Origin of the sequence: Gilliamella sp. App2-1 (genome assembly GCF_001690255.1) — a bacterium.
Classification (GTDB): domain Bacteria; phylum Pseudomonadota; class Gammaproteobacteria; order Enterobacterales; family Orbaceae; genus Gilliamella; species Gilliamella apicola_G.
On record NZ_LZGR01000071.1, the window covers coordinates 54,784 to 66,782 of the forward strand.

Genomic DNA, 11,999 nt, shown 5'->3' on the forward strand with positions numbered 1-11,999 from the left:
AATTTGGAGGTGTATGATGAAACAAATAAACCTTTTGAATAGCTATTTTGTACTGGTTTGCTTCTTGTGTTTATTTAGTATCAATTCTCTAGCCAATAGTAGCCCAGAGCAACATATACAAAATGCTGAATTAGCTGAGCTAATTCAAAGCAGAATGTTAATGGGAAAAGTACCGGCATTAGCTGTTAGCATTAAATTTAATGATAAATTTCAACGATTTATCTATGGGTTTTCTGATTTGCAAAAGCAAAACGAAAATACGGCTGATACAGTTTATGAAATTGGCTCCATGAGCAAGGCCTTTACCGGATTGGCCATTCAAATACTGGCTGAACAAGGTAAACTATCCCTTAATGATGATATTCGCCAATATTTGCCGAATCTCACCTTACTTTATCAAGATCGACCTGTTAAATTGGATATCGAGGATTTTTTGTATCATACCTCAGGTTTACCGTTTTCAACCTTATCCTACTTAGAAATCCCCAGCTCACACACAGTTGAACAACAATTACAAGGCGTTAATCTGAAATTCAAACCCAAATCACGCTATTTTTATGCTTCAGCCAATTATGATGTATTAGGTGCAGTGATTGAAAAGGTAACCGGCCAAAGCTACCGTCATGCGATTGCAACCCTTATCACTCAACCATTTGGGATGTCAGATACTGTCGCGGTTTCTGATGGAGAACAGATCGTTAACAAAGCCAAAGGCTATAAAGTTCGTTTTGGTTATCCGATAGAACTTGATGCGCCAATTGCGCATAATCATGTGCCATCAGCTTATATTCATAGTACCTTAACCGATATGGAAAAGTGGATGGACCGTTTACTTTATGCAAATAAACTCACGCCGATATTACGTCGCGCCATTGATCAAAGTTTGCAAGGGAATCTTGATATACCTGTAAATGGTGACAATCATATTTTATATGCTAGTGGTTGGTTTATTGAGCAACGTCAGGGGACATATATCAATCATGGTGGGCAAAACCCTAATTTCTCATCATGCCTAGCTTTACGACCCGATGAACAGATCGGTATTGTTGCCTTAGCAAATATTAACACAAATATCATATTGCAATTATGTTCTGATATTGATAGCTATTTGCATAATCAACAATATCGCGACGACGTTAAAGATCTCATCCTATTTATTGACTTCATTTTTAGCATTTTGTCAACGATTTTACTGATCATGATTATAGTAGTTGGGGTGCGTATGGGGATTAGGATCTATCGTTATCGACGTCGTAATGGTATGCTAACATTGAGCTATCGAGATTGCTTAATTGTTCTATTAGCCCCACTAGTGATCGCCGGTATATTCTATGTAATACCAGGCTTCTTTTTTGCTGTTAATTGGCATTTCACCTTATTATGGTTGCCATCCACGTTATCAGTTGTGTTAATTTATATCGTGATTTTGACGATTTTATTAACCCTGAATCATCGCATTAAAAAGAAAATCTCTCTCAATGAGGAATTAAATAATGATTAATATTAGTTTGTTTTGTATCCCATATTCAGGCGGTTCAGCGTCAATTTATTTTAAATGGCGTAAGGAACTGGTAGAAAACATCACGTTAGTCCCGCTAGAACCTGCTGGAAGAGGTGCTAGGATTCGTCAACCCCTTTCTAAAACTATGGACGATGCTATCGAAGATCTTTACCAACAATTTATAACCCATTATGATGGTAGTGCGTATGTAATTTTTGGTCATAGCCTTGGAGGGTTAATGGCGTTTGAACTGATCCATTATATTTTACAACACGGGCACCCTATGCCGAAAGTTGTCTTTTTTTCTGGTTCTCGTCCGCCCGATCGAATGCATGATGAAACTATATTACATACCCTTGCAGATGCAGAGTTTATGCGTGAAATTGCTAAATTAGGTGGTATGTCGGGTGATGTGTTTCGTAACAAAGAACTAATGGACATCTTTACCCCAATCATCAAGAATGATTATAGACTCTACGAGCAATATAATTATCAAACTAAACCGCAACTATTAAGTTGCCCTATAGTATTATTGCATGGTGATGCTGACAGTTTAGTAACTTTTGAAGAACTGCCACAATGGGAGAAATTCACCGATCAAGAAACAAAAACGATTATTTTTCCTCAAGCGGATCACTTTTTTGTCGATAAAAAATACAAAGAGGTCGTTCATATCGTTAATCAAATCATAACCGAAGTGATAAAAATGGAATAATACTCCGTCTATTTATATAGTTAAGATAAATTATCATTAATGTGCTGGGAGGATATTATGGCAATACCTGAATCTAAAAGTGAGTTAATTGAAGCGATTAATAAAAACTATGCTTCGTTAGTCAAAAAGCTAGCAGCAGTACCTGCACAAAGGGTCTTTCAACCCATAATGGAGGGGCATGTCAAAGGCACGACTATGAGTGTTGCACAATTAGTTTCTTACTTAATAGGCTGGGGAGAATTAGTTTTATCTTGGCATGTAAAAGAAGCGAATGGAAATGAGATCGTTTTTCCAGAAGTAGGCTTTAAATGGAATGAAATGGGGAAGTTGGCGCAAAAATTTTATCTTGATTATCAAGATATTACTGATTATAAGGTGTTATTACAACGGTTAGAAAATAATAAAAATGAGATCATCAAACTTATTGAAGGTTTTAGCGACGACGACTTATATGGAGTAGGCTGGTGCGAAAAATATACGCGTGGACGAATGATTCAGCTAAATACCGCATCTCCATATAAAAATGCTACAGGTCGTTTAGCGACATTACTCAAATCTATTGATTCTTAATGTCATTCTTGCGGTATCAAGTTAACTCTGCTTACCACTAACTCAGTAATGACAGAGCAAAATAGCTAAGATAGATTGAGTTGTGGAGAATATTGTTTGTGCTTATAACCCGCAATAATATCTGCCATGTGTTATTTAATTCCTAGTTTATTACACTCTTTTACAAATGTTGATGGGTGTAAAGTGTAATAGGTTGGATAACACACGTAGTTATTTTGAACAGTCTGGTTATAAAGCGATTTTAGCTCTGGAAACAGTTTTACTAACCAAAGATAATAATAATCTCGTTGTTTATCGCATAAAGTTAGAACAAAGCAAGGAAAAATAAACTGTTCTCTATTTGCGTGGGTTTCATGAATTATCTTAATGATGTCATCACGATTACTAGTAATAAATGGTAACACTGGCATTAATAATGTTCCGGTATAAATGTTTTGCTCAGCCAATGTCTTCATTGCGACAAAGCGCTAAGAAGTAGAAGAAGCATGCCGTTCAAGCTGTTTACTCAATTTATTGTCACAAGTCGTGATTAAAAATCCGACTAATAATGAAGAATGGGCATTGATTCGCATTAATAGTTCTATATCCCGTAATATCCATTGGCTTTTAGTACACAATGCAGTACCAAATCTATATTGTTCAATCAATGCTAAAACTTATCGGGTTATATACAACTGCTTTTCTAAATGATTATATGGATCGCAAATAGATCCAAACCAATCACGCTACTTTTTTATGAGTCAGCTCATTTTTAAGGCACACAATGCCTGACATTTTCGTTTGTACCTTATCGAAGCGATCAATTCGATAACACTCACTTCTCGAATCACAGTAAATATATCCTAAGTTACAACCACGATAAATATTCATGGTATAATCAGTGCCAAACCATTCGCTTGATTTTGTATTAAAGAGCATTTTTCAAACCAGCCATATATTAGTCATTATTTTAAGCACTCAATTATGAATATATTCATAATTTACGATTGAATGTAACGTTAATTGCATATCGTATCGAAATAAGGTGATATCATTCACTGATTTTGCGGCTGACAATGCGATAATTAAATTGTTATTAATCCACTGATGTATACTAATTTCATCATCACAGGCATTTAGCAAAATCGAATTTGCAGATAAATCAATGTCAATACAATTTAATCCTAAAGATAGACCCATTCCTCGATATTTTATATAAGCCTCTTTAATCGTCCAGAGCCTCCAAAATAATAAAAAACCTTCATCATAAGTCAAACTGATGATGTTACGGTATTCATTTTCTGTAAAGAAGTTTTGACTAATATTTAAATGTGCTGTCGATTTCACTTGTGCTCTATCAAGGCTACGGACTCTTTCAATATCAACACCAACTTCACTATCGCGACTTATAGCAACGGCGATTGCATCTACAGAATGCGACAAATTAAAATACAATGGATCGGGTAATTTTGGAGAATTAATATATGGTTTGCCATAGCTATTTTGTGCAAAAATCCAATCCTTTTTATCAATATGAGGATAATAGTGAGCAAGCGCTAGCTTTAATATTTTTCGTGATAAAGCAAAAATAATTTTATCTTTGTCAATTTTTATTTTCTCAAAGCGACATAATTCTTCAGCATTAAGATAACTGACTGCATCAGCTAAATCCTGATAGCTAAAATCAATCTTATCGGCAATAAATAAGGCAGTATTCATAAACATGATAATTAAAGGGTAAACTCGTTAACAATTATGTTAGCCTTTTGTTTTAGTATTGGCTATCTAATTGCATTTTACCATTTTTTTATAATCAATTCTTTTTTTGTTTTCGAATTTCTTCTATGTTTCATCTGAAAGCGTATGTTAAACTCAAAATGGCGAATAAAATTCTAAAAGAATGTGCTTATGAACTTTATCAACAACCCAAGTTGAGGAAGCACCAATATATCAAAACAAAAATAAAGTTTTATACTTAAACATACACCCACCTGAGAATTTTTGATAGAATTTTTGAGTTTGTATTAAATTAATGCTTAAAACATCCTAAATTTAATCCAATTCTAACAACAGAAAAAATACGATTTAAGTTTTGATGGAAATTATCATATTTTGTAAGTATCCCTTTTAATGGAAAGTTACAAAACCAACCTATTTGAACGGTATTGAGTACCAAAAAATAAATAGATTAAAAATGAAGTGACTGCTGTAATTATAATCTATTTAATCTTGACGGCTAATCAAGCCAGTGCTAATATTTGCACCCTATTCAGATAGACCTCTAAGGCGCGTTGGCAGAGTGGCCATGCTGCGGATTGCAAATCCGTCTACCTCGGTTCGACTCCGGGACGCGCCTCCATTAAAAACAATCGATCAATCTTTTGCTATTTTTTGTAATCACATTTTTTCAATTTTGTAATCTAACTTTTCAATATTAACTATGAGCTACTTTAATTATCATGCGAAAGCGAAGAAGTTAATCAAAGATGGTTGCCTTATCAGGTATGAGTTTGTAGATAATTGGAATGGTATCAAGCCTGCGTTAGTTTTATATTTTAAAGAGGCTAATCCTATGCCAATTAGAGAATATCGATGGAATGAATATTTACCATTATTGACTACTGGGGAGAACTTATTAAGATAAATGACTTTTCTTAATAAAGCATTAGGCTGATATGTTGAAGCAATATTTATTTTTCAAGGGCTAATGCTCAAATCACTGTCCCCATAATACTTTGTGTAGCATTAATTTAATCTGTGAATTTTTTCCTTAATTTATTTCTATTTTGCTAAGTTATATTCAAACTAATTTTATTATTGTAATAGGTATTGCGCCATGCGGTTTTGCCTAAAAAGAATGATTGAAAATTAAAAGAGTGAGAAACATTCGTAAATTTGTTTGAGGCTAGTCTAATCATATTGATTAATAAAAACACTTTTTAATGAGTGTAGTTTTAGCGTTAAATAGCCTGACTATATAATAAATTTGCCAACTGATAGGCTAAAGCGTAAAATGCCCATCTTATTTTGCTTAATCTATTACTAATAAGTAATACTGACCTGAAATCAGAGGCATTTTTAATGACAAATTTATATGCAAAACCAGAATTACTTTCTCCTGCTGGTTCTTTAAAAAATATGCGCTATGCATTTGCATATGGTGCAGATGCTGTTTATGCAGGGCAACCCCGATATAGTTTACGGGTTCGTAATAATGAATTTAATCATGAAAATTTAGCGATCGGCATTAACGAAGCCCATGCCCAAGGCAAGAAGTTTTATGTGGTGGTTAATATAGCACCACACAACTCTAAGTTAAAAACCTTTATTCGCGATTTAGAACCAATTGTAAATATGAAACCTGATGCCTTTATTATGTCAGATCCAGGTTTAATTATGTTAGTACGCGAACACTTTCCTGATATGGAAATTCATTTATCGGTACAATCTAACGCAGTTAACTGGGCAACGGTAAAATTTTGGCATCAAATGGGGTTAACTCGTGTTGTGTTATCTCGTGAATTATCACTTGATGAAATTGCTGAAATTCGTGAAAAAGTGCCCGAAATGGAATTAGAAGTGTTTATTCATGGCGCGCTATGTATGGCATATTCTGGGCGCTGTTTGCTTTCTGGTTATATTAATAAGCGTGATTCAAATCAAGGTACATGCACTAATGCCTGCCGTTGGGAATATAAAGTTGCTGAAGGTAAAGAAAACGAAGTAGGGCAAATTGTTCATAAATGTGAACCCATTCCAGTGCAACAAATCGAGCCAGCATTAGGGATTGGTCAAACTACTAATAAAGTATTCATGCTTGAAGAGTCAGGGCGCCCTGGCGAATATATGCAGGCTTTTGAAGATGAGCATGGCACATATATTATGAATTCAAAGGATTTAAGGGCAGTGGAGCTAGTAGGTGACTTAACTCAAATTGGTGTACATTCGCTCAAAATTGAAGGAAGAACCAAATCTTTTTATTATTGTGCAAGAACGGCGCAAGTATATCGCCAAGCGATTGATGCAGCGAGTGAGGGTAAACCTTTTGATCCTCGCTTATTACAAGAACTTAATGCACTTGCTCATCGAGGTTATACCGAAGGATTTTTACGCCGCCATAAACATGAAGAAATGCAAAACTACGAATATAGCCATTCGGTTTCAGAAAGACAACAATTTGTTGGTGAGTTTAGTGGTGAGCGATTAAATGGGTTAGCTGAAGTTATCGTAAAAAATAAATTTTCTGTTGGGGATAGTGTCGAAATGATGACACCAAAAGGTAATAAAACCTTCAACATTGAACGTATGGAAAACAAAAAAGGACAACCCGTTCCTGCAGGGTTAGGCGACGGTCATATTGTTTATATTCCAATACCTGAAGATATAGATCTTAATTATGCATTATTAATGCGTAATTTTGATTAGTGAATTGAACAATAAAAACTGTTCGGGTTATCCGAACAGTTATTTTAAATCTTACTTTGTTATTGGCGAATTAAATCATCGCCATAACCAATCCACTTATATGTAGTTAAAGCTTCAAGACCCATTGGGCCTCGGGCATGTAATTTTTGAGTACTAACAGCTACTTCTGCACCTAAACCAAATTGCCCACCGTCGGTAAAGCGTGTTGAAGCATTGACATAAACTGCAGCGGCATCAACCAAATTGACGAATTGCTGGGCATTAACTAAATCACGCGTTAAAATTGCTTCGGAATGTCCACTACCATAGTCACGAATATGTTCCACCGCGTGTTCAAGGGAGTCGACAATTACTACATTCAAGTCTTTTGATAACCATTCTTGGCGTAACTCATCATCTTTTACTGCAAAAGTATTTGCTATACCGGATTTTAAGATTTTATACGCATTTGCATCAGCGTGTAATACAACATCATTATCAGCCATAATTTGGCTAAGTTTGGGTAAAAATGTATTGGCAATTTTTGTATGTATAAGTAATGTTTCAAGTGCATTACATGTACTTGGGCGCTGAGTTTTAGCATTGACAATAATAGAAAGACCTTTATCAAAATCAGCCGTTTCGTCGACATAAATATGGCAGACGCCAATACCACCAGTAATGACTGGAATTGTTGAATGTTCGCGACACAATGTATGTAAAGCTAATCCACCACGTGGAATGATCATATCGACATATTTATCGAGTTTAAGTAATTCAGTGATGTATTTACGATCAGGATTATCAATATACTGTATAGCTGTTTCGGGTAATCCGACTTGAGATAAAGCCTGTTGAATAATTGAGATTGCGGCGGCATTGGTATGTATTGTTTCTTTACCACCTCGTAATATTGCTGCATTACCCGTTTTTAAGCAAAGTGCTGCAATATCAATCGTTACATTTGGTCGTGCTTCGTAAATGACTCCAATAACTCCAAGTGGTACTCTGTGACGTTGTAACTTTAATTTATTGTCTAACGTCGAACCATCAATAACCTGACCAATTGGATCTGTCAATGAAACCACTTTTTTTAGGTCATTAGCGATAGAGGCTAAGCGTTCAGGTGTTAACAATAAACGATCTAAAATAGCAGCGCTTAACCTTTGCGTTTTAGCAACTTGGATATCTTGTTTATTCGCTTCAAGGATAATTTCACTATGCTGTTCTAATAACTCTGCAATTATGGTTAAAACTTGATTTTTGGTTGAAGTGGGGCATTGTGCTAATTGGTATGATGCAAGTTTTGCTGCTTTACCCATTTGTTGTAACATTGTTATTGTCTCTAAAGTTTATTTTTAAAATTCTACTTGTTAAGCGTTATTTTCGCTAAAATAATTTTTTGCATAACGTTAATATTATATTGAAATTTGACAAGAAATTTTTATTTCATTATTTACTCGGTGTTTTCCTACATTTTATTCATCTTTAATGCCGACGATAGATATCAAAAATATACTTTTCTTGAAAAGAAGTAAAATCTAAGTAGGATATAACAATAATATTTTTCTATTTAAGTATTGCTGTATGAATGAAAATAAGAGCAAAGAACAGTGCTTCTTTGCTCTAATAAGCATCAATTTATGACTCTTTATCTTTTAAAACTGTACGTAAAATATTTAAAAGTTCTGTTTTTGTGTCATTATTTAAAACACTTAAAGATATCTTTAAAGTAGATTTCTGTTTACTTATTTTATCACAGTATTCTATAAATATTTTTTTACGCTCATATCTAACAGATTTGATTTCATCAAAAAGCACGCTTATATCGCTTTTTACTGGTGCAGGTTGAGTGTAATAAAATCTTCACCAATGGTAATATATACCATAAAATATTGCCAAATTGATATGACTAGTACCAATAGTACCAATAGTACCAATAGTAACAATGTAGTGTTATACCATAATTCTGGAACTATGACTAACATTACTATGATAGCAATAATACAAACGAAAATACGGAACATTGCCAAATATCGTGCATAAAATTGTTTAATGGTTTGATTTTTTGATTCCATTTTTTTATTCTATATATTGCAATGTCCTTTTATGTTCTAAAAATTGCGTCTTTCATCTAAAGATCTTGCATTTTCTTGACTCATAATTTTTCTTCCACCGAAAACACCAATCAATCCTAATGGTACAAAAAAATACTACCTATAATGATTAATACACCTCCAATTTTTTTATTGTTTGTTGCAATAATTAATCCTATAGTAGCAACCAAAACCGAAATAATAGCAAATGGTAAAAGTGTTCGAGATGCCTCATCATAGTTTAATGAAGTATTAAGATAAAATATTAATACTGCCAACCAATTGGCTATTATTCCACCAATAGCTAATCCCATAATTTTCTTTCCTTGTTGTTTATTGTTTAATTATCATATCGTCACGGTGAACAGCAACGTGTCCATATTCATAACCAATAATTTGACTAATTTTTTGAGAATGATGCCCAGCAATTTGTCTTAAAGCATCACTGTTATAACGACTGACACCGCGCGCAATGCGTTTACCGGATTTATCGCAAATATCAATAACTTCACCACGAGAAAAATCTTGTTCTACATTGATAATCCCTTTAGGCAATAGTGAACTACCATTATTTAATATTGCATTAACCGCACCATCATCTAATTGTACTATGCCAGCTTTAGGAGCACCAAAAAGCCAGTGTTTTCGATGTTCTAATGGCGTCTTTTGAGGAATAAATCGCGTACCGACAGGGTGATTATTGATAATATCAATGATGACATTGGCTCTGTTTCCTGCCGCAATCACAACTTCAATACCTGCACTGCCAGCAACTTTTGCTGCTTGTAGTTTTGTTGTCATACCACCAGTGCCAAGCCCTGAAACACTATCACCAGCAATGCTGAGTAATTTATCATCAATATGATCGACTTCATGAATTAACTTGGCACTTTTATCTGATCTTGGATCGGCTGTATAGAGGCCTTCAATGTCGGTTAATAAAATTAGCTTATCGGCTTCGGCTAAAATAGCGGCTAGCGCTGATAAATTATCATTATCGCCAACTTTTATTTCGGCGGTTGCAACAGCGTCATTTTCATTAATAACTGGAATGATATGATTATCCAACATGGCTTTTAACACATCTTGCGCATTTAAAAATCGCTCACGATCTTCAAGGTCGGCACGGGTAAGTAACATTTGGCCAATATAGATTTTATAGATAGAAAACAGTTGTTCCCAAAGCTGTATTAATTTACTTTGGCCAACCGATGCGAGCAATTGTTTTGATGCAACATTATTAGGTAGAGTAGGGAAGTTTAAGTATTCGCGACCTGCTGCAATTGCGCCAGAAGTAACAATAATAATTTTATGTCCATCTTGATGTAAATTCGCACACTGCCTTATCAGCTCAACTATCCGTGCCCGATCGAGTTGTTTTGTGCCATCAGTTAACACACTGGTACCTAATTTAACAACAACAATTTGTTGTTTTTTATTGATCATAACATTGCACTTATTTTTAGCTGTGAATTATAAATTAGACTCCATCCATTTTACTGATTGAGTTAAAGCTTGATGCAAACTTTTTTGTAACTGGTTTTTTTGCACTGTTACTATTTTATTTTGCTTAATTGAATGAATCAATTTCGCTTCACAAAGATTACTTAGCTTATCATTCTCAAAGATGATATTCATTACTGGTACATGGCAAGCATGTGTTAAAAGACCTTGATTTTTTAGTGAAAAATATTTCAATTCAGCCGCTAATTGCTGATTGGATATTGAAGGTAGTCCTAAGCAACTCGCTAACATATCTTTGTAACTATTGGGTAGATTTTTTTGCAACTCATTATCTACAAAAATTTGATGAACAAACGGAGTAAAGTTAAATAACCCTCTTATTTTGTTTGGCATTAAATAGGCTAAGCGTGTAGCAATATTCGAACCAAACCGAAAACCTGCAATAAACACACGATGATCATCAATCCATGGTACAGACGACAATTGCTCTAATATAGCCTGATGAATTTTGCTACTATTTTGGGTTAAAGCAAAGTTACGGCTATAACCAATCGTCGGTAAATCAACGGTTAACATAGCAAATCCTTGAGGGGCTAAAAACTCACTAAAATAACGATAATAATCGATCTGCAAATTGCCTAGCGCATTACAAATTAGCACAACAGGGCAAGCCTTTCCAGTTTTTGGTAGATGCAAAATTGCTTTGACGCGACGATTATCAACTTTAAATTCAAGTTCCTTAATCAAAAATGGTGAAAAATTAAGGGCTTTTGCATAAGCTTGATAAGCACAAGTTTGGGCATACATTGCCAGACCATCATTTTTAAAATGGGGATAACTGGCAATACTTGAAAATTCACTGGCTATAAGGTAATAATTGAGTAAATTATTTTTATCTTCATAGGTAAGATTTGTTCTAACAATCGACTCTGCTTTCGCTTGCCAGATTGCTGCTTGGTTTAAAAATTCATAAACCCAGTTACCAGATTGATAACCAACAACCGTGTCTAACCAGTTATCATTTGTATGATGTCTAGTTGAAGCGGCAATTTTAGATAAAACCGCTTCAGCTTCTAATTTAGGTAATCCACGCCAATGCCACAAAATGGGATTAATAATGCGATACCATCTTGAATCAATTTCCCCATCTAACGCACTAATACTACTACCATCACTACTATCGATACGATTTATGAGTGTTGATGTTTCAGGATAATCAAATTGTGGTTTAAATATCTGTGCCGTTAGATTTTCGGTAGTTGCCATAACA

At 34.5% G+C, this 11,999-nt stretch carries 12 protein-coding genes and 1 tRNA gene; 5 read left to right on the forward strand and 8 right to left on the reverse strand.

Annotated elements, in window-relative coordinates; genetic code table 11:
• Positions 1–16 precede the first annotated feature (16 nt).
• Genes A9G22_RS09370 through clbS form a run of 3 tightly spaced genes read left to right on the forward strand, consistent with a single transcriptional unit; the run spans position 17 to position 2,786 of the window.
• Positions 17–1,501: a serine hydrolase domain-containing protein gene (locus A9G22_RS09370; RefSeq protein ID WP_075508763.1), complete on the forward strand. Its 1,485-nt coding sequence runs from the start codon at positions 17–19 to the stop codon at positions 1,499–1,501.
• Positions 1,494–2,216, forward strand: coding sequence for a colibactin biosynthesis thioesterase ClbQ (clbQ, locus tag A9G22_RS09375; protein WP_081296922.1), 723 nt, complete (start codon positions 1,494–1,496; stop codon positions 2,214–2,216). The genes A9G22_RS09370 and clbQ overlap by 8 nt, the downstream gene beginning before the upstream one ends.
• A gap of 57 nt (positions 2,217–2,273) precedes the next feature.
• Complete coding sequence (clbS, locus tag A9G22_RS09380; RefSeq protein ID WP_075508764.1) at positions 2,274–2,786, forward strand: colibactin self-protection protein ClbS; 513 nt, start codon at positions 2,274–2,276, stop codon at positions 2,784–2,786.
• 131 nt (positions 2,787–2,917) lie between these two features.
• On the opposite strand, the gene A9G22_RS11155 is transcribed toward clbS, so the two are convergent.
• The 3 genes from A9G22_RS11155 to A9G22_RS09390 form a co-directional block, all read right to left on the reverse strand.
• Positions 2,918–3,241 carry a hypothetical protein gene (locus A9G22_RS11155; RefSeq protein ID WP_082264529.1) on the reverse strand — a complete coding sequence of 108 codons (324 nt, stop codon included), beginning with the start codon at positions 3,239–3,241 and terminating at the stop codon, positions 2,918–2,920.
• Positions 3,242–3,253: 12 nt separating this feature from the next.
• Positions 3,254–3,433, reverse strand: a complete 180-nt coding sequence (locus A9G22_RS11255; RefSeq protein ID WP_141670038.1) for a hypothetical protein — start codon at positions 3,431–3,433, stop codon at positions 3,254–3,256.
• Positions 3,434–3,743: 310 nt separating this feature from the next.
• Positions 3,744–4,484 (reverse strand): 4'-phosphopantetheinyl transferase family protein, encoded by a 741-nt coding sequence (locus A9G22_RS09390; RefSeq protein ID WP_075508765.1) that lies wholly within the window; start codon positions 4,482–4,484, stop codon positions 3,744–3,746.
• A gap of 566 nt (positions 4,485–5,050) precedes the next feature.
• On the opposite strand from A9G22_RS09390, the gene A9G22_RS09395 reads away from it, so the two are divergent.
• Both A9G22_RS09395 and trhP read left to right on the forward strand, forming a co-directional pair.
• Positions 5,051–5,124, forward strand: a tRNA-Cys gene (locus tag A9G22_RS09395).
• Between the two features lie 722 nt (positions 5,125–5,846).
• Complete coding sequence (gene trhP / locus A9G22_RS09400; RefSeq protein WP_065586277.1) at positions 5,847–7,190, forward strand: prephenate-dependent tRNA uridine(34) hydroxylase TrhP; 1,344 nt, start codon at positions 5,847–5,849, stop codon at positions 7,188–7,190.
• 59 nt (positions 7,191–7,249) lie between these two features.
• Here the strand turns inward: trhP and proA are convergent, their stop codons facing one another.
• The 5 genes from proA to A9G22_RS09425 all read right to left on the reverse strand — a co-directional run bounded on the left by proA (position 7,250) and on the right by A9G22_RS09425 (position 11,995).
• The gene (proA, locus tag A9G22_RS09405; RefSeq protein WP_065586278.1) at positions 7,250–8,503 is read right to left on the reverse strand and encodes a glutamate-5-semialdehyde dehydrogenase; all 1,254 of its coding nucleotides are present in this window, start codon (positions 8,501–8,503) and stop codon (positions 7,250–7,252) included.
• Between the two features lie 501 nt (positions 8,504–9,004).
• A complete protein-coding gene (locus tag A9G22_RS09410; RefSeq protein WP_075508766.1) occupies positions 9,005–9,247 on the reverse strand; it encodes a hypothetical protein in 243 nt (80 codons plus the stop codon).
• Positions 9,248–9,363: 116 nt separating this feature from the next.
• Complete coding sequence (locus tag A9G22_RS09415; RefSeq protein ID WP_075508767.1) at positions 9,364–9,579, reverse strand: hypothetical protein; 216 nt, start codon at positions 9,577–9,579, stop codon at positions 9,364–9,366.
• A gap of 19 nt (positions 9,580–9,598) precedes the next feature.
• Positions 9,599–10,711 carry a glutamate 5-kinase gene (gene proB / locus A9G22_RS09420; protein WP_141670040.1) on the reverse strand — a complete coding sequence of 371 codons (1,113 nt, stop codon included), beginning with the start codon at positions 10,709–10,711 and terminating at the stop codon, positions 9,599–9,601.
• Between the two features lie 27 nt (positions 10,712–10,738).
• Positions 10,739–11,995 carry an alpha/beta hydrolase gene (locus A9G22_RS09425; RefSeq protein WP_065586281.1) on the reverse strand — a complete coding sequence of 419 codons (1,257 nt, stop codon included), beginning with the start codon at positions 11,993–11,995 and terminating at the stop codon, positions 10,739–10,741.
• Positions 11,996–11,999 lie beyond the last annotated feature (4 nt).

Bases quoted from the DNA above. Each gene is read 5' to 3' on its own strand.
- A9G22_RS09370 (WP_075508763.1), top strand. From the start codon at position 17: ATGAAACAAATAAACCTTTTGAATAGCTATTTTGTACTGGTTTGCTTC.
- clbQ (WP_081296922.1), top strand. From the start codon at position 1,494: ATGATTAATATTAGTTTGTTTTGTATCCCATATTCAGGCGGTTCAGCG.
- clbS (WP_075508764.1), top strand. From the start codon at position 2,274: ATGGCAATACCTGAATCTAAAAGTGAGTTAATTGAAGCGATTAATAAA.
- A9G22_RS11155 (WP_082264529.1), bottom strand. From the start codon at position 3,241: ATGAAGACATTGGCTGAGCAAAACATTTATACCGGAACATTATTAATG.
- A9G22_RS09390 (WP_075508765.1), bottom strand. From the start codon at position 4,484: ATGAATACTGCCTTATTTATTGCCGATAAGATTGATTTTAGCTATCAG.
- trhP (WP_065586277.1), top strand. From the start codon at position 5,847: ATGACAAATTTATATGCAAAACCAGAATTACTTTCTCCTGCTGGTTCT.
- proA (WP_065586278.1), bottom strand. From the start codon at position 8,503: ATGTTACAACAAATGGGTAAAGCAGCAAAACTTGCATCATACCAATTA.
- A9G22_RS09410 (WP_075508766.1), bottom strand. From the start codon at position 9,247: ATGGAATCAAAAAATCAAACCATTAAACAATTTTATGCACGATATTTG.
- A9G22_RS09415 (WP_075508767.1), bottom strand. From the start codon at position 9,579: ATGGGATTAGCTATTGGTGGAATAATAGCCAATTGGTTGGCAGTATTA.
- proB (WP_141670040.1), bottom strand. From the start codon at position 10,711: ATGATCAATAAAAAACAACAAATTGTTGTTGTTAAATTAGGTACCAGT.
- A9G22_RS09425 (WP_065586281.1), bottom strand. From the start codon at position 11,995: ATGGCAACTACCGAAAATCTAACGGCACAGATATTTAAACCACAATTT.